A 16,711-nucleotide genomic window follows, 5' to 3' on the forward strand; every position below is an offset into this window, starting at 1 on the left:
TGTCAGACAAGAATGTCGAGGGTGGTCTGGGGGCCGTTCAAGGTCGTGGCGCTGCGTAGGGCGGCGTTGTCGGCCAGGCCGTCCCAGCGGTTACCGCCGCGCGGTTCGCCGGGTCCGTTGCGGCTGCCTTGGCCGGCATCGTTCCCACCGGGGTCCCCGCCTGCACCGCCCCGGCCTGCCGTTCCCTGCCCTGCACGGTCCTGGGCTGCGCCGCCCGGTCCGCTGTGTTCGGAGAGGTCCAGGCTCGCGCCGAAGCCTGCGCCCGTGAGTTCCTTGCGGAGCTCGGGCAGAATCCCCCGGACGGCCTCGCGGCCCGCGTCGCCGGCAGCGAAGAGCTCTATCCGGACCCCCGCGGCGTCGATATGCGCCCGAACTGTCAGCGGCCCGAGGTCCTCGGGGCTCACATTGAGGGTCATGACGTGCTGGCCGTGGGGTGCGCCGACCAGCGTGAAGAGCGGCTTGACGAGTTGCGGCTGGAGGGCAGCAGCGGTCTGGGGCGCGGCTGAGGCTGGCTGTGGCGTTGCTGCCGGGACCGGGGCTGACGACGGCTGGCCGACCGGCGCCGCGCCCGGGACCGCCGTGCCGGCAGCGGCTACCGCTGCGGAAGGGGCTGCCGGGGCCGTGTTGTCGACAGCCATGTTGTCGACGGGCTTGGTTTCCGCCGGTGCGACGCCTGGAAGGCCGGTCAGGAAGCCGACCGTGCCGTTGGCATCCGCAGCCGTTACCGACGCCGCCGGCGCGGTCACCGAAGCGACGACCCGCGGGGCAGCCACGGCGGCCACGGCGGCCGTTGCGCCGACGGCGGCCAGCACAGCGGTCGGCGAGGTATTCGGGCCGGCTGAACCGACCCCCAAGGGACTCAAGGAGCCTGAGCCCGCCGGTGGCTGCGAGGTAACCAACTGCGGCGCATCCGAAGCGTCGCCCGGGACTGCGGTGCCGCTGTCAGCCGGAGTTAGCCCCGTCGCGGCGGGAAAGGTAATCCCGCGCTGAGATGCCACTGTCTGAACCGCATCTGCCTGAGCTGTCCTTGTTTGAGCCGCGCTTGCCTGAACTCCGATTGCTTGAGCCCCGTTTGCCTGAGCCCCGGCATTCTGCGGGGCTGCCGGCTGCGCGGTTCCAGCGAGGGCGGCGCCCGGCACCGAAAGGCGCGGGTCGGGCTGCCCGCGCGTCAGGGCGACGGCCACCGTCGGGGGCGTCGTCGCCACTGCCGTGGAAGTCGACACGGCCTCGAAGTCCGGCGTCCCGAGACCGGCAACGGCCGGCGGCGCACCCTGCTGGGCAGCGATTGCAGACGGCATGGAGCCGGCGACGACGGCGGCGGCGTTGACGGCGGCGCCGTCGACGGCCGAAGCGGCGGCCGAGCCCCCGTCCTCGGCCCGGAGGGCAGGCTCGTGGCCGGCACCCTTAGCAGCCGACGGCGTTCCGACGTGTCCACGGCTGCCCGCCGTCTTATCCGAAGACGTGTCCGGCGCGCCCTGGACATCGTTGAGGACGGTGTCGAAGGAGCCCGCGTCTGTTTTCCCGGTTTCGGGCCGCGAACGCGCACCATGCTGCGCGCGGGCGTGAACCGTGGCGGCGGCCAGCGCAGCCGCGAGATCCCCCGATGCCGAGGCCTTCATGATGCCGCCCCTGCAGGGACGATGCGCCGGATGGAGGTCAGGTTGGACTGCTGTTCCCAAGCATCGCGGATCTGGATGGTCTTGCCGGGCACGGGAGCGTCGATCGCCTTTCCGTTGCCCAGGTAGATGGAAATGTGGTTGCCGCCGAAGCTCACCAGCAGGTCGCCGGGTTTCGCCTCGGCGAGGGAGGCCACCGGGGTGCCCTGGCGCATCTGGTCGCTCACCACGCGGGGAATCTCCACACCGAGGTCTTTGAAGACCCGCTGGGTGAAGCCGGAGCAGTCCATGCCGGTGGCCGGGTTGGTCCCGCCCCACACATAGGGAACACCGATGTACTTCTTAGCCACTGCCACGACGTCGTTGCCCGTCGCGGCACCACCGGTATGGACGGTTCCTGTTGCCTGAGGGCCGGAGAGCGCGGCGGTCCCGGCCGCCGTCGTGCCGCCGAGCCCCAGCGAGGTGCCGAGGCCCAGGTTGTCGGTGAGGGAGGCGACATCCGTTGTGCCGCTCCCGCCCAGTGCCGAGGCGAGTGCCTGGGTGAACGTGGCGGAGTCGCCTGTGCCCGTGGCGGTCGCAAGCGAAGTCGCTGCTGCGGCTTTTACCGCGGCTGCGCTTGCTTCCGTTGCCGCCGGCCGGCTCAGTTCCGCGATCATCGACTGGATGCCCTGCATCCGGCCGATCGCTTCGGTCATGCTCATGGCTTCACCTGCTGTTCATCGCGGTGCCAGAGCGTCGAGGCGATCTCGTCCAGGACCGACTGTTCGGCGCGCAGGTCCGCGGAGTTGACCTCGGCGTCGTGGCGGGCTTGCAGTTTTTCCAGCCCCACGGAACGCGTGCGGGCAGCGATGAACTCGGCGCGGGCGTTGGCTTCGTCGGCCTCGGCCAGGTGCGTGAGGCTCTGCAGGTCCGCGAGCATGCTGTGCGAGGAAGACCGGGCGGCGGCCACGGCGCGCAAGGAGGCCGAGCTGGAGATGGGATCATCCGTGGCGGCCAGCTCGCGGCGGGCAGCGGCTTCGCGGACCCGGACGGAGCTGGAACGTGAGCGGGCGCGCGCCAGCCCTGTCGCCGCCTGGTCCTGCTGGAGCTGGCGGAGGCGCAGGAGGCCGGCCAGAGAGAATTCGCGGTTCATGCTGCTGCTCCCAGGATCGAAGTGAGGTGGCCGAGCCGCTGCCAGGACTCGGGGTGGGCCGTGGATTCGTCCATCGGCTGCTGGAGGAAACCGCTGACGTCGTGCTCGTGGTTCAGCGCGGCGTCCACCAGCGGGTTGGTCCCGGCCTGGTAGGCGCCGACGTCGATCAGGTCCTGCGCCGCCTTGCGGGCCGCGAGGACGCGGCGGAGAGTGGCCGCGTCCTCGAGGTGCGGCCGGGAGTTGACCTTGGTGGCCACCCTGGACACGGATCCGAGCACGTCCACGGACGGGAAATGCCCCGTGACGGCAAGCTTGCGGTCCAGGACCACGTGGCCGTCCAGGATGGAACGGGCGGCGTCGGCAATGGGCTCGTTGTGGTCGTCGCCGTCCACCAGCACGGTGTAAATGCCGGTGACGGAGCCTGTTTCGGCCGTGCCGGCCCGCTCCAGCAGCCGGGCCAGGATGGAAAAGGTCGACGGCGGGTAGCCGCGGGTGGCCGGGGGCTCGCCGGCCGAGAGCCCGATCTCGCGCTGGGCCATGGCCACGCGGGTGAGGGAGTCCATCATCAGGACCACGTCCTGGCCCTGGTCACGGAAGGACTCGGCGATCCGGGTGGCGGTGAAGGCTGCGCGCATGCGCATGAGGGCGGGTTCATCGGACGTGGCGACCACCACCACGGAGCGCGCCAGGCCGGCGGCGCCGAGGTCGTCCTCGAGGAACTCGCGGACTTCGCGGCCGCGTTCGCCGACGAGGGCGATCACAGAGACCTCGGCGTCGGTACCGCGGGCGATCATCGAGAGCAGGGAGGATTTGCCGACGCCGGAGCCGGCAAAAAGGCCCATGCGCTGGCCCTTGCCGAGCGTCGTCATGGTGTCCAGGACGCGCACGCCGGTTTGCAGCGCGGTGTCGATGCGGGCGCGCTTCATGGCGTTCGGTGCTTCGTTGTCGATCGGCACGCGCGGTCCGCTGAACAGGGGGCCCTTGCCGTCGATCGGGCGTCCCAGGCCGTCAAGGACCCGGCCGAACAGACCCTTACCGGTGGGAACCAGCACCGCGCCGCCCTTGGCGCGGACGGCGTCACCGGCAGCCACGCCGGCCAGCCGCCCCAGCGGCATGCAGCGCACGGAACCGTCCAGCGCCGCGACAACTTCGGCGTCCAGGCCCGGGTTCTCCCCCACGGTCACGAGGTCGCCCAGCGCGCAGTCCAGTCCTGACACTTCCAGGCCCAGCCCGATGACCGAAGTGACGACGCCGACCCTCTGCGGGGCGGCCGCGGCCAGCGCGGCGGCATAGTCGGCACCCTTCGGGCGCCACTCGGCGATCATGCGTGGCCCCGGTAAGTGCCGCCGGGACCGGCACCGGTAAATTCACTGCTAAATTCACTGCCAAATCCGCCGGGAACTCCGGCGGCAATGCCGGCGGACGGATCGGCGTCGGCGTGGCCGTTGTCGGCCAACATTGCATCTCCCAAGAGGGCCGCCCGGGCACGCCCGAGGGCGCCGCGGAGGCTGGCGTCGAACCAGCCATGCTGGTATTCGACCTTCGCGTCGCCGCGGCCCAGGGAGGGGTCCGCGATGAGCGGCAGCCCGGCGGGCCGTTCCTGCCCTTCCCCGCTGAGGACCTCGATGTCCGCCGGGTGGAGCCGAATGGCCAGCACCGTGGCGGCGTCGTTTCCGGAGAGGGCGCGGGCCAAGGCGGCGCGTGCGGTCCGCGTGCCTTCGGCCAGTTCGTAGCCGAGGATGGCCTCGGCCAATTCCAGCGCCGTGCGGGCCAGGATTTCTTCGGCATCCTGCAGGGCCTGCACGTTGCGGTGCGCGAAGTCGGTCCGGGCCACGGCGAGGGCACGCACGGCCCGGTCCAGGTCCTGTTGCCCGGCGGCCAGGGAGGCGGCCTGCTCGGCGGCCATCCGGTCCCGCCAGCGGCGCTGTTCCTTCGCGGCGGCGCGCACACCGGCGGCATAGCCTGCGGCGTGGCCTTCGGTGTAGCCGGCCTGCTCGGCGGCCGGGCCGCTCGCCCGCAGCGAGGGAAAGACGATCCGCGCCGGGGCAGGGACAGCGCCGCTGTCAGTAGACATAGTCTTCCTCGTCCCCGCGCTGGATGGTGATCTGGCCCTCGGCCTCGAGCTCGCGGATGGACCGGACGACGGCGGCACGCGCCTCCTCGATCTGCGAGGCACGCAGCGGTCCCAGGGCGGCGATCTCGGATTCGAGGATTTCCAGGTTGCGCCCGGAGACGTTGGTGGTGATGGTTTCCAAGACCGGCTCGGAGGCACCCTTCATGGCCATCGCCAGGACGGCCGCGTCGAGTCCGCGCAGCACCAGCTGCACGTCACGGCGCTCCAGCTTCACGATGTCGTCGAACGTCACCATCTGGGCCCGGATCTCCACCGCAAGGTCGGGATCGAGCAGGTCCAGGCCGTCCAGCACGGACCGTTCCGTGCCGGCGTCGGTCCGGTTGATGATCTCCAGCAGCGGCTGGATGCCGCCGACCACCTTCGAAGCCTGCTGGGAGACGGCGGCGCCGCCGCGGAGTTTGAGGGTGTCGGCGACGATCCCGATTGCTTCGGGCGCGCCGGATCCCATGGTGGCGATGCTGAGGGCGACGTCGGCGCGCAGCGAGCCGGGCAGCCCGGACATCACTGCCGAGGCCTTACGCGGGCTGAGGTGGGCGAGGACCAGGGCGATGGTCTGCGGCAGTTCGCCGTCGATCAGGGCCAGGATCTGCACAGGTTCGATGTCTTCGAGGAATTCAAAGGACTTGCCGGCCATGTTGACCGTCAGGCGGTTCATGAGTCCGGCGGCCCTTTCCGAGCCGAAGGACGCCTCCAGCAGGCCCTCGGCCAGTTCCCGGCCGCCCCGGGCCTGGCGCGGGCTGGTCAGCGCGGTCTGGTGGAAGTCCTTCATGATCTGCTCGGTGACGTCCGGGTCCACTTTGCGGAGCTTGACGATCTCCCCGGCGATCTCCTCCGCCTCGTTGTCCGTGAACTGGGCCATGACCTTGGCGGCGTTCTCGGGGCTCATCTGCATCAGGACGACGGCGGCGCGCTGGGTGCCGGTGAGGAGCGTATCGGCTGGTTTCATGCGGGTTGCCTGTCATCCATGAGGCCGCGCAGGTAATCGGCGGCCCGTTCCGGGTTGGCGGCGACCATGCTGTCGATTTCAAACCGGCGGCGCTCGGATTCCAACTGCTCGGTGCTCGGGCCCGGAAGCGGGGGAAGGGCGGTGATCGGGATCGCCGACGTCGCCGGCGCGGGCGGAAGGGCCACAACGGGCGGGGCAACCGGCATGATCTCCAGGTCCAGGCGTTCGCCGAGGTCCACAGGCTCGCGCTTCTGGCGGCGCCGCAGAACGATCGTGACCACCAGGGCCAGGATCAGCAGTCCGAGCAGGATGCTGCCTGCGGTAACGAGGGTTCCGAAGAACGCGCCCTGCTTTTCGGCTTCGGCGTTGGCCTTGGCATCGGCGAGCGCTCTGGCGGCGTCGTCGGCGGCGGCGGTGCTGAACGGGACAACCTCAACCGTGACCACATCGCCGCGGGCGGTGTCGGCTCCGGCCGCGGAGGTGATGAGATTCTTCAGCGAAGCAAGGTTCAGGCCGCCGGCGGCCGCCTGGCTGACGGCCACGGAGATGGTCTGCCGCTTGATGGCACCGGCAGGGATGACCCGGTCCTCGGTGACCTTGTTGACGGCGTTGTTCTTGGTCTCGGTGGAGGAATTGAAGTTGCCGTTGCCACTCGTGCCGCTGGGTACAGCGATGTTGTCCGGGCCGAGGACGCCGGCGGCGCCTCCCCCGGTGCCGGTGTATTTCTCGGTCTTGGAGGATTCACTCAGCGGCAGGGCGCCGGCCGTGTTGGAGAAAGTCTCGCTCTTCTGCTGCGCAGATTCGCCCGTGACGTCGGCAGCGACGGCGACGGTGGAGTTGCCCGGGCCCACCACGCGGTCCATGACGGCCCTGACGGCGTCGGAGGTCCGCAGCTGGTAGTCGCTGGCCTGCTTCGTGGACGATCCGGCGGCCCCGCCGCCGACGGTGGAGAGCACATTGCCCTGGGAATCGACCACCGAGACGTTGGCGGGTTTGAGGTTTTCGATGGCGGCAGAGGTGAGATGGACGATCGCCTGCACCTTGTCGCCGGACAGGGTGGTGCCGGCGTCGGTGTCGATAAACACCGAGGCGGTTGTGTCCGGGGCCTTGGCCACAAACACGGTCTTTTCGGGGATGGCCAGCCGGACGGCGGCGGTCTTGACGCCGTCCATCGCGGAGATCGTGCTGGCAAGTTCGCCTTCGAGGGCGCGTTTGTACGTGACGGACTGCTGGAACTCCGAGGACGTCACGCCCATCTTGTCCAGCAGGGAGTAACCGGTGGCGGCGGCCGTCGGCAGGCCGGCGGCCGCGGCCTTGAGGCGCTCGTCGTAAACCTTGTCCTGAGGCACCATGATGGTGGATCCGCCGTCGCTGAGCTCGTACGGAACGTTGTCCTTGCGGAGCTGTTCGACGATGCCGTTGGCGTCGGTGGTCTGGAGGCCGGAAAACAGCGGGGTGAGCACCGGGCGGGTGAGCCAGGCGGACAAGGCCACAACGCCCACCACCAGCAGGGCGGCGCCAAGCACGGCCAACGTCCGCTGGCCGGTGGTGAAGCTCTTCAGGCCAGCGCCGAAGCGCTGGAAGAAAGCGGTTATCTGCGGAGGCATCAGGCCTGCATCCTCATGATCTCGTTGAACGCGTCAACGCCCTTGTTGCGCACGGTGGCCATGAGCTCCAGCGTCACCTGGGCGCGGGTTGCGGCGAGGGTGGCGTTGTGGATGTCGTCCAGGTTGCCGGTCACGGCGGAGACAGCCAGCTGGTTCGACGTCGACTGCAGCTGCTGGAGGTTATCCACCGCGCCGGTGAGGGACGTGGCAAAGGCAGAACCGTCCGTGCCCGCTACGGGGGCCGCTCCCCCGACGTAGTCGGTCGGCAGGACACCCTGGACGGGGGCGATGGGGGCGACAGTCATTAGGAGCGTCCAATCTCAAGGGCAGCCATGTACGTTTCGCGGGCGCGGTCCACAACCTGCGCGTTGGCCTGGTAGCCGCGCTGGGCGATGATGAGCGCACCCATCTGTTCGGCCATGTCGATATCCGGGTACTTCACGTTGCCGTTGGCGTCCGCCAGCGGGTGGTCGGGCTGGTAGACGATCCTGCCCTCGGCGTTGCCGAGCTGGGTGCCCTTGACGTACACGCCGGTGCCCTCCGAGCCTTCTGTGGCCTCGACGTAGCGGGCTCGGAAGGCAGGGCCGGACGTGGCGGAGGCGTTGTTCATGTTGGCGAGGTTGTCCGAGACAGCATCGAGCCACTTGCGGTGGACGGTGAGGGCGGAGCCGGCGATGCCGATCATGTCGAAGGTCATCAGCTGGTCCTCAGGGCGGAGCGCACGGCGGTGAACTCGTTATTGACGGCGCGGGCAGCGAATTGGAACCGCAGCACGGTGTCAATGTTGGACAGGGTCTCGGTGTCCAGGTTGACGTTATTGCCGTTCAGCTGGGTGGGCTCCAAGGATGACGCCGTGGTTGCCTGGATGTGGCCGTCCCCGGACTTCACCGACTCCGCGAGGGCATCCTCAAAGCTGACGCGCTTCGCGTGGTAATTCGGCGTGTTGACGTTCGCGATGTTGTTCGCGATGGTCCGCTGGCGCAATGCCAGCCCGTCCATGGCACTGGCCAAGGCGGCGGAAGTCACGGATTCGAGCACAGAGTCCTGCCTGGGAAGGTGGGGGTGGCCGATCCGTGGCCGGTAAACGAGCGATCCGTGCTCTTACAGTGGTTATCGGCACTGGTCAGCGCCGCGTTAGGAGAAAATGCAACAGTTCTTTCGAAGATTTGAGCTGAGGAGATTTCAGCCGTTGACGTCGAGATAGATGGCGGCGGAAGACTCCCCCACGCCAGGTACCGAGGACACCGCCTGGAGCTGGCGGGCAACGTCCAAACGGACTTCATCGAGGCGGAGGGCAACGCGTTCCTGGGCGGCGGCCAGGGCGGCGGCGCGACGCCGCGCAGCCGCCGGCAGCGGTCCCGGCCGGGTGGGCGGTGTCCAGCGTTCCACGGGCAGCGGCGCCACGCGGTTGGGGGATGCGGAGGACAGCGGGCCCAGCGGATCCTTCAAGGTACGTTCGGCGGCCTGCACCGCCATTTCGAACACATCAAGGATAGCCATCCAGGCCGCCAGGGCTGTGTCAGTGGCCGCGGACTCGGTCGGGGCTGCTTCGGTGTGGTTGGAACCGGCTCCCCCTAAGCCGACATCCGAGTCAGGCTGCTCAGCCAAAACCGAGACTCCCGCCACCTGTTCCGGCCTGGGTGTTCCAGGCCCCGGCTGCCGAGAAGGCGGTGGGGGCTGCTGCGGTTCCGTGACCTGCGACGGCAGGCGCCGGGACCGCAGCCGCGGCCTCGTGCCAGGCTTGGCGCAAGGGTTCCAGCAGTTCGATGGCTTCGCGAGTCAAGGCCGGATCGCGCTGGATGTTGGCGTTGACCAGGGCCGTAAAGGCGTAGTTGTAGAGGCCGATCAGCCCGTCGGCGCCATCCCAGGAATCAGTCTTCAGCGAGGAGATGAGCTCCGCGATGATGGCCTGGCCGTGCAGGAGGTTTTCCGAGGCGACCGGCCAGTTGCCGGCCTGCTGCGCGGTTTCGGCGCGGCCCAGATCCAGCAGGAGGCGGTCGTAGAGCATGGTGAGCAGGCGCGCCGGCGGGGCCGAGAGGACCGAGTCTTCGAGGTACTGGTTGCGCTGGGCTGCGCTTCCGAACCCGCCTGCACCGTAACCGTTGCTGTAGGCATTGGCGGTCATGATGAACTACTTCCTGAGGAGAGGCCGGCCAGCTGGGAGGAGAGCCAGGTTTGCTGGGCCTTCATGTTACTGAGTGCCACCTCAAGTGCCGAGTACGTGCTCTTCAGCGTGGCCTGGCGGGACGCGAGGCGGGTGTCCCAGTCGCTGATCCGGTCGGCAAGGTCACGGACCTCGGACTGCTGGCCGGTGATGGTGGTGGTCAGCGTGCCGTTGTATTTGTCCGACGCCGCGGTGGCCGCGGTGGCGATGCGCCCGGCGACCTCCTGCACCTTGGCTGCAGTGCCGGCGGGATCCTTGGCGAGGGCGGCAGCGAACTTCGTGGCGTCGAATTCCATGGTGCCGGTCTTGGTGATGCTGATGCCAATTTCCGAGGGAGACGTTGGCGGTGTGCCGACGGGGAGGGACGCGGCGGACAGGATGTTCTGGTTCACAGACCGCACGGTGCTGTCACCGGCGAAGAGCCCGGCACTCGTGGTGGTGCCGCTGGTGTTCGTGGTGGTGCTCACCGCGGACTTGCTGGCCACGTAGGAGAAAATGCCGTTCACGCCGTCGACCAGAGCCGAGGCAAGCTTGGTGATCCCGGCGTCGTCGCGGGAGACCGTCAGGGTTACCGGAGCGGCCGTTACTTCTTTGGCGGTGAGGGTCACGCCAGGGAGGACGTCAGTGAAGGTATTCGTCGACGATTTCACGGGCTGCGCGGCACTTCCCCCGGTCGGCCAGAGCGTGATCTGAGCGTCCTGCGCCGCCTTGACGTCGGTGAAAGTCGTTTCCGGCGTCGGCAAATTTGTTCCGGGGTCGGTGATCGTGAAGGCACCGGCTTCGCCGGATTTCGTGGCGGCGAACTGCAGGCGGAATTCCCCACCACCAACAGCCACCTTGCTGGCGACTACGCCGGCGCCGGCCGCGTTAACGGACTTCACGACGTCGTCCAGCGAACTGGTCAGCGGTGTGACGGTGTAGGTCTGGCCGCCGCTGACGATGGTCATGGTCGTGTAGGGCCAGCCAACCACCTTGTTTGAAACCGTGACCTGGGTCTGCGCCAGCTGGTCTATCTGAAAGTCGATGGAACCTGCTTTGGCAGCCGCAGTGGTGGTCGCGACGACCTTGTCGCTGCTGGTTGTTGCGGCATACAGGTCCAAGGCGCCGGGCTTTGCTGCGGTAGTGGCCTGCGTCGCGAGGGCTGCGACTTTGCTGTTGAGGCCTTGAAGGGCCGAGACCATCGACTGGATACCGGAGGACTTGTTCTTCAGCAGCGTTTGCGGGATGGCCTCAACCTGCATCACGGAACTGATGAGCGCGGTGGTATCAAGCCCGCTGGCTAGTCCGTCGAGTGAGATTCCCATCGCTGCCTTTCATTGCTGCAAAAGATCATTAGTGCTTGGTGTTCGGAAATTCAGAGGTTGCACGTAAGGGCCAGACGATGAATTGCTCATCGTCCGGCCCTTCCGCAGCATGGTGATCGGGGGTGTCTCTTCGTCCGATCAGGGTGGCAGACTCATTTCTGGACTACCGGACTGCCGGAACCGGTTTAGCGCAGGAGAGAAAGAACACCCTGGCTGGACTGGTTTGCCTGGGCCAGCATGGCAGTGCCAGCCTGGGACAGGATGTTGGCCTTGGTGAACTTAACCATTTCCTGAGCCATGTCGACGTCGGCGATGCGGGACTGAGCGGCCTGCAGGTTTTCACCGGCAACGTTCAGGGTCTTGATCGTGTGCTCCAGACGGTTCTGGGCAGCACCCAGCTTTGAACGCTCCGTCGAAACCGTGGCGATGTTGGTGTCAATGGTGGCGATGGAAGCAGCAGCAGCTCCGGAAGTTGCAAATCCGGTAGCCACGAGTCCAGTGATAGCCGTGCCGATTGTCTTGACGTTGGCGCCCGTGAGGTCCACCGAAATCTGGTCGTTCGTGGTGCTTGAGCCAGCGCCGACCTGGAAAGTGAGGTTAGCCGAACCATCGAGCAGGTTGATCGTGTTGAAGTTGGATGAATCTCCAATACGAGTCAGTTCCTTACCGAGAGCGTCAACTTCTGTGGCGATCGCGGTCCGTGCGTCATCATTGTTGGAGTCGTTGCCAGCCTGGACAGCCAGGTCACGAACACGCTGCAGGATGGAGTGAACTTCGGTCAGGCCGCCTTCAGCGGTCTGGATGACGCTGATGCCGTCCTGGGCGTTGCGGGCGGCCTGGGCCGAACCGGTGACCTGGGACTTCAGGCCCTCGGAGATGGACAGACCTGCTGCGTCATCGCCTGCGCGGTTGATGCGCAGGCCGGTGGACAGCTTCTCCAGCGACTTGGAGAGGTCAGTCTGCGTGGCGTTGAGGTTGCGGTACGAGTTGTTAGCCGCGAGGTTGTTGTTGATAACGAAGCCCATGGTATTTCCTCCGTGATTGGGACTGTAAGCGATGGCCCATCCGTGGGCCTTCAGGAGTAGCTATCGCCGCTTCGGAAGCACAGGTAAGGAGAAATCCAAAATTGTTTTCGGATTTCCTTCGCGCTAAATTCCGCGTGTTATCAGTCTTATTCCCGCTAACGGATCCCCCAGCCCCGCCGATAGTTTCTACGAACCCAGCTGCTGGCTGCATCGTCCGCACGATGAATTGACGTCACGGCACCACCGCATCACCGCACCTGTCACCGAAGAGGGAGTCCTCCGGACCTATGGCCATCCACGAACTTTCAGCCCTGCTGTGGCGGGAGCGTGAACTCCTGGACGTTCTGACTTTCAAGCTTGAGGAAGAACAGCTGTTGCTGACCTCGGGCAAGTCCCGCTGGCTGCCCCACGGGACCAAGGAAGTAGAGCAGGTGCTGGGCCACCTCTCCCAGGCGAGCCTGGCCCGCACCATCGAGGCCGCCGTCGTCGCCGAGGTCTGGGGACTCCCCACCGATGCCTCCCTGGCCGAACTGGCCGCCGCCGCCCCGGAAGGCGCCTGGGCCGAGGTCCTCACCGCGCACCTGACGGCACTGACCCGCCAAACGGCGCTGATCAAAGAACTGCGCGACTCCAACGAGCAGTACTTGCGCACCGCGGTCCGCTCCACCCAGGAGTCGCTCGCCGACCTCAACCCCACGGCTGCTGCCGGCACCTACGACGCCCACGGCAAGACCGGGCAAGCCGCCGGCTCCCGCATCTTCGACAAGCAATTCTAAGGAAGCGAACATGAGCACCTTCGGCGCCCTGAACACCGCGTACCGTGGGCTGACCGCTGCCCAGCAGGGCATGAACGTGGCCGGCCAGAACATCGCCAACGCCGCCACCGAGGGGTACACCCGTCAGCGCGTCGAGCAGTCCTCGCTGGCCGCGCCTGCCCGCGGGCTCTTCAGCGGCGGCGCGTTGCAGCCCGGCCAGGGTGTTTCGGTGGACGCCATCGCACGGCTCGGCAACAGCTTCCTCGACGGCAGTGTCCGCTCGGCCGGAGCCCAGGCCGGCTACGCGAGTGTACGTTCTTCAGCTCTGCAGGGCATCGAGGGCATTCTGCAGGAACCTGGCGACAACGGTATCTCGACCGCGTTGCAGGGTTTTTGGTCGGCGTGGCAGGGAGCCGCCAGGCAGCCGTCGGAGGACGGTCCGAAGGGGCTCCTCCTGAACGCCGCCAACTCCGTGACAGACAAGATCTCCTCCGCGTACCAGACCCTCGACGCGCAGTGGAGCAGGACCCGCGCCCAGGCGTCTGACAATGTCGACGCCGTCAACGCGGCCGCGGCCCAGGTCGCTTCCTACAACACAACTATCCGTTCCACCCTCGCGGCGGGAGGGTCGGCCAATGAATTGATCGACGCCCGGGCCAAGCTCACGGAGAAGATCGCCAGCCTCATCGGCGGCACTGTCCGCGATCAGCCCGACGGCACCGTCGACGTGCTGGTCGGCGGCAATGCCCTGGTTACGGGTGGCTCAGTCCGGACGCTGGCCCTTTCCGGATCATCGTCGGATCGGATGGGATCGTCTGTGCAGCTGGCATGGAAGAACCCAGCCGGAGTCGCAGCGCCTGATGGCGGCGAACTGGCGGGGGCTTTGTCCGTTCTGGCGCCTGCCTCCGGCGGCTCCGGCGGAGCGATCGCCGAGGCAGCGGAGTCCTACAACAAGCTCGCCAGCGCACTGGCCACGGCCGTCAACAAAGTCCACCAACGAGGCCAGCTCCCCAACGATGCGCTGGGCAACCCCGGCGCCCAGGGCAAGGACTTCTTCACCACCGGCGCCGGTCCTGCCGCGCTCAGCATCAAGGGCCCCGCCAACATCAATGGCATTGCAATCAAGGCATCAACGGGCGGCGCCCTGGACACCAGCATCGCGGACGAGATCTCACAGCTCGGCACCGGGCCGGATTCCCCGGACAAGATCTGGTCAGGCATCGTCACTGGCATTGGCGTGCAGTCACGCGGTGCCCAGCAACATGAGTCACTCAGCGATGCCGCCCAGGCATCCGCGCTCACAGGCCGTGCCTCCCAGGCGTCAGTGAGCTTGGATGAGGAAAACGTCAACCTGCTCACCAACCAGCACGCCTACCAAGCCGCGGCCCGCGTGATGACCGCCGTCGACGAGGCCCTTGACGTCCTGATCAACCGCACCGGATTGGTAGGAAGGTAGACACATGCTGAACCGGGTAACAAACCTGACCATGAGCGCGAACGCCCAGCGTACGTTGCAGACCCAGCAGTCCAAACTGGCCGAGCTGCAGGAAAAAGCGACCACGCTCAACAAGATCTCCCGTCCCTCGGACGATCCCGCCGCCACCGCGCAGGCCCTGGAGACCCGCTCCCTCCTCGCCGCCAACGCCCAGTACGGCCGCAACATCGACGACGGCAACACGTGGCTCACGGCCGCGGATTCCGCCCTCGAGCAGGCCACCAACGTGATGCACAAGATCAAGGACCTCACAGTGCTGGCCGGCAACGGCTCACTGCCCCAGTCTGGCAAGGACGCGATCGCCAACGAGCTGGACTCCCTGAACAAGGACCTGGTGTCGATCGCCAACAGCAAGCACCTGGGTCGTAACATCTTTGCCGGCAGCTCGGATGCCGCCAGCGCCTTCACGGGCGCCCCTCCCGCGCTCGACGGGCTGCCCAAGAGCCCCGTGGAGCGCCGCATCAGCGCCACCGAAACCGTCCGCGTCGACGCCGACGGCAAGACGATTTTCGGCAGCGGGAACGGCTCGGTCTTCGACACCGTGAAGAAAATGGCCGATGACTTGCGCGCAGGGGCGGATGTTGCGCCCTGGATCGGTCAGGTAGACACGGCTTTTAAGAACATCGTCAACGGCCGTTCCGAAATTGGAACGCGGCAGGCACAGCTGGAGCGCGCCGGCAACGTCAACACAGAACTGGAGGCCTCCTTGGACGCCCAGAAAACCGGCATCGAGAAGGCAGATCTTGGCAGCGTCATCATGGACCTGAAACTTCAGGAAACGAACTACCAGGTGGCCCTCGCCGCGACGGCCAGGGTGCTTCAGCCCACCCTGATGGACTTCCTGCGGTGAGCACCCCGGTCGTGGACACTCCCGTCGCCAGCCTGCCCGTCACTTTCACCGCCCCCATGCCGGGCTTCGAGGACCTGCACGATTTCGTGCTGCGGAGCGTCGAGGGCGCGGCTGGACTGTACGCCCTGGAGGCCGGGTCCAGCCCGGTGCGGCTGTTCCTGGCCGACGCCGCCGTTTTTGCGCCGAGCTACGCTCCGCCGATCCCGGCAGCATCACTGGAAGCCCTGGAACTCGACGCGCGGGAGGCACCCCAGGTGCTGATCGTGGTCAACCACTCCCCCGGCTCTACGACGGTCAACCTCATGGCGCCGATAGTTCTCAACCGCGGCACGGGGCGCTGCACCCAGCTGGTGCTGGACGGCCGGGACTTCCCGCTCCGGGCCGAGCTCAACTCGCTCTAGGCAACCCGCCTGCCCTAGCCAACCGGCAAGGCGAGGCGCGCGGCCCGGCTCGGCTCCGCCCCCTCACCAGAAGTGCGCCACGTCCACCACGAACCGCGACCCGGTGCCCGGCCCGGACAGGGTCTGGACCCGGAACGGCAGCCGCGCGCGGACTCCCAAGCCGAGGCTGCTGTAGCCCTCGAAGCTGCCCGCCCACGCCACCTGCCGGAACGTCTGGTAACCGGTCACGTCCGCCAGTTCGCTCTTGTTCGCCGGGTTGTAGGTGGGATTGCCGGCTTCGTCATATGCAGGCGCATTGATGGTGAGCTGAATGAAGGCCTGGCCCCGCAGCGGGATCGGCAAGCCGGACCCGTCCTGCACCACCTCGGGAACGTAGCGGATGGTGTAGCCGGCCACGGGGCCGTTGAGGTCGATGACCAGCCGGTCAAAACAGTAATGCTGACCGGTCCGGATGTTCACCACCTTGGCCTGGCTCATGGCCGGATCCGCTTTGCTCAGCGAACCCCAGACCTGTCCGCAGTACGGGTCCGCGGCGGCCGGCGCCGGCGCAAGGAGCCCGAGACCGGCGGCCATCAGCACTGCCGCGAGCAGAGCGTGGATCTTCTTCAACTGGGTCTTCTTCAACCCCGTCACCCCCTGGTGCTTCCTGAGCCCTTGAGCTGGCGAACAGTCAGCGCAGGTCAGACGCTTTCAGCGTAGGCGGCCCCGGACCGGCGGGCGAGGCCCTCAACCGTTTCGGCGCCCAACCGTTAAGGTGACCCGTTGCTGGTCACGGACGGATTTCACGGACAGATCCCGAGACATTCGTTCACGAACGGATAACACGCGGAGCCGCAGGCCATGCCCGGGACGGCGAAGCGCCGGCACCCTCGCGGGTCCGGCGCTTCGTGCGGCCTTGCTGTTGCTGGACGGTTCTCTTAGCCTTCGCAGTCGCGGCAGTACTTCATGCCGTTCTTTTCCAGAGCCACCTGGGACCTGTGACGGACCAGGAAGCAGGAGGAGCAGGTGAATTCATCGGACTGCTCGGGAACAACAATGACCGTCAGCTCTTCGCCGGACAGATCCGCACCCGGAAGATCGATGCCTTCAGCGGTGTCGTTCTCATCGACGTCGATCACAGCAGTCTGCGCGCCGCCACCGCGGGACGCCTGAAGGGCCTCCAGCGACTCAGCGGGAGATTCTTCTTCTGTCTTGCGTGGGGCGTCGTAATCGGTAGCCATATCGGGGTTCACTTTCGTTGCTGCGCAGCCATTTCAGGCATCTCAGTGAAGCAGTTTAGGAC

At 67.1% G+C, this 16,711-nt stretch carries 20 protein-coding genes; 4 read left to right on the top strand and 16 right to left on the bottom strand.

What is annotated here, in order from left to right; genetic code table 11:
* Window positions 1-2: 2 nt before the first annotated feature.
* The 14 genes from BLS42_RS15645 to BLS42_RS15710 form a co-directional block, all read right to left on the bottom strand.
* A complete protein-coding gene (locus BLS42_RS15645; RefSeq protein ID WP_090582773.1) occupies window positions 3-1,619 on the bottom strand; it encodes a flagellar hook-length control protein FliK in 1,617 nt (538 codons plus the stop codon).
* The gene (locus BLS42_RS15650) at window positions 1,616-2,317 is read right to left on the bottom strand and encodes a C40 family peptidase (RefSeq protein ID WP_090582775.1); all 702 of its coding nucleotides are present in this window, start codon (window positions 2,315-2,317) and stop codon (window positions 1,616-1,618) included. The genes BLS42_RS15645 and BLS42_RS15650 overlap by 4 nt, the downstream gene beginning before the upstream one ends.
* Window positions 2,314-2,748, bottom strand: a complete 435-nt coding sequence (locus tag BLS42_RS15655; RefSeq protein WP_090582777.1) for a flagellar FliJ family protein — start codon at window positions 2,746-2,748, stop codon at window positions 2,314-2,316. The genes BLS42_RS15650 and BLS42_RS15655 overlap by 4 nt, the downstream gene beginning before the upstream one ends.
* Window positions 2,745-4,073, bottom strand: coding sequence for a FliI/YscN family ATPase (locus tag BLS42_RS15660; protein ID WP_090582779.1), 1,329 nt, complete (start codon window positions 4,071-4,073; stop codon window positions 2,745-2,747). Before BLS42_RS15660 ends, BLS42_RS15655 begins: the two co-directional genes overlap by 4 nt.
* Complete coding sequence (locus BLS42_RS15665; protein WP_090582781.1) at window positions 4,070-4,822, bottom strand: FliH/SctL family protein; 753 nt, start codon at window positions 4,820-4,822, stop codon at window positions 4,070-4,072. The genes BLS42_RS15660 and BLS42_RS15665 overlap by 4 nt, the downstream gene beginning before the upstream one ends.
* Window positions 4,812-5,828, bottom strand: a complete 1,017-nt coding sequence (gene fliG / locus BLS42_RS15670) for a flagellar motor switch protein FliG (protein WP_090582783.1) — start codon at window positions 5,826-5,828, stop codon at window positions 4,812-4,814. The genes BLS42_RS15665 and fliG overlap by 11 nt, the downstream gene beginning before the upstream one ends.
* Window positions 5,825-7,435 carry a flagellar basal-body MS-ring/collar protein FliF gene (gene fliF / locus BLS42_RS15675; RefSeq protein WP_090582785.1) on the bottom strand — a complete coding sequence of 537 codons (1,611 nt, stop codon included), beginning with the start codon at window positions 7,433-7,435 and terminating at the stop codon, window positions 5,825-5,827. The genes fliG and fliF overlap by 4 nt, the downstream gene beginning before the upstream one ends.
* The gene (gene fliE / locus BLS42_RS15680) at window positions 7,435-7,740 is read right to left on the bottom strand and encodes a flagellar hook-basal body complex protein FliE (protein ID WP_090582787.1); all 306 of its coding nucleotides are present in this window, start codon (window positions 7,738-7,740) and stop codon (window positions 7,435-7,437) included. Before fliE ends, fliF begins: the two co-directional genes overlap by 1 nt.
* Window positions 7,740-8,132 carry a flagellar basal body rod protein FlgC gene (locus tag BLS42_RS15685; protein ID WP_090582789.1) on the bottom strand — a complete coding sequence of 131 codons (393 nt, stop codon included), beginning with the start codon at window positions 8,130-8,132 and terminating at the stop codon, window positions 7,740-7,742. The genes fliE and BLS42_RS15685 overlap by 1 nt, the downstream gene beginning before the upstream one ends.
* Window positions 8,132-8,473, bottom strand: a complete 342-nt coding sequence (gene flgB / locus BLS42_RS15690) for a flagellar basal body rod protein FlgB (RefSeq protein WP_090582791.1) — start codon at window positions 8,471-8,473, stop codon at window positions 8,132-8,134. The genes BLS42_RS15685 and flgB overlap by 1 nt, the downstream gene beginning before the upstream one ends.
* A gap of 144 nt (window positions 8,474-8,617) precedes the next feature.
* Window positions 8,618-9,043 carry a hypothetical protein gene (locus tag BLS42_RS15695; protein WP_090582792.1) on the bottom strand — a complete coding sequence of 142 codons (426 nt, stop codon included), beginning with the start codon at window positions 9,041-9,043 and terminating at the stop codon, window positions 8,618-8,620.
* The gene (fliS, locus tag BLS42_RS15700; protein WP_090582794.1) at window positions 9,036-9,560 is read right to left on the bottom strand and encodes a flagellar export chaperone FliS; all 525 of its coding nucleotides are present in this window, start codon (window positions 9,558-9,560) and stop codon (window positions 9,036-9,038) included. The genes BLS42_RS15695 and fliS overlap by 8 nt, the downstream gene beginning before the upstream one ends.
* On the bottom strand, window positions 9,557-10,903 hold the full coding sequence (fliD, locus tag BLS42_RS15705; protein WP_090582796.1) for a flagellar filament capping protein FliD: 1,347 nt from the start codon (window positions 10,901-10,903) through the stop codon (window positions 9,557-9,559). Before fliD ends, fliS begins: the two co-directional genes overlap by 4 nt.
* 185 nt (window positions 10,904-11,088) lie before the next feature.
* Window positions 11,089-11,928 carry a flagellin N-terminal helical domain-containing protein gene (locus BLS42_RS15710; protein WP_090582798.1) on the bottom strand — a complete coding sequence of 280 codons (840 nt, stop codon included), beginning with the start codon at window positions 11,926-11,928 and terminating at the stop codon, window positions 11,089-11,091.
* A gap of 287 nt (window positions 11,929-12,215) precedes the next feature.
* Between BLS42_RS15710 and BLS42_RS15715 the strand changes: the two genes are divergently transcribed.
* Genes BLS42_RS15715 through fliW form a run of 4 tightly spaced genes read left to right on the top strand, consistent with a single transcriptional unit; the run spans window position 12,216 to window position 15,429 of the window.
* Entirely contained in the window at window positions 12,216-12,704 is a 489-nt protein-coding gene (locus tag BLS42_RS15715; RefSeq protein WP_090582800.1) for a flagellar protein FlgN, read from the top strand.
* 10 nt (window positions 12,705-12,714) lie between these two features.
* Complete coding sequence (gene flgK, locus BLS42_RS15720; protein ID WP_090582802.1) at window positions 12,715-14,139, top strand: flagellar hook-associated protein FlgK; 1,425 nt, start codon at window positions 12,715-12,717, stop codon at window positions 14,137-14,139.
* A 4-nt stretch (window positions 14,140-14,143) separates the two neighbouring features.
* On the top strand, window positions 14,144-15,028 hold the full coding sequence (flgL, locus tag BLS42_RS15725) for a flagellar hook-associated protein FlgL (protein ID WP_090582805.1): 885 nt from the start codon (window positions 14,144-14,146) through the stop codon (window positions 15,026-15,028).
* Window positions 15,025-15,429 (top strand): flagellar assembly protein FliW, encoded by a 405-nt coding sequence (fliW, locus tag BLS42_RS15730; RefSeq protein ID WP_090582807.1) that lies wholly within the window; start codon window positions 15,025-15,027, stop codon window positions 15,427-15,429. The genes flgL and fliW overlap by 4 nt, the downstream gene beginning before the upstream one ends.
* A 63-nt stretch (window positions 15,430-15,492) precedes the next feature.
* Here fliW and BLS42_RS15735 read toward each other — a convergent pair whose 3' ends face one another.
* Window positions 15,493-16,038: an AMIN-like domain-containing (lipo)protein gene (locus BLS42_RS15735; RefSeq protein WP_371129590.1), complete on the bottom strand. Its 546-nt coding sequence runs from the start codon at window positions 16,036-16,038 to the stop codon at window positions 15,493-15,495.
* A 308-nt stretch (window positions 16,039-16,346) separates the two neighbouring features.
* The gene (locus tag BLS42_RS15740; RefSeq protein ID WP_018775830.1) at window positions 16,347-16,649 is read right to left on the bottom strand and encodes a DUF4193 domain-containing protein; all 303 of its coding nucleotides are present in this window, start codon (window positions 16,647-16,649) and stop codon (window positions 16,347-16,349) included.
* Window positions 16,650-16,711: the final 62 nt, after the last annotated feature.

Source organism: Arthrobacter sp. ov407 (genome assembly GCF_900102895.1).
Taxonomy (GTDB): Bacteria; Actinomycetota; Actinomycetes; order Actinomycetales; family Micrococcaceae; genus Arthrobacter.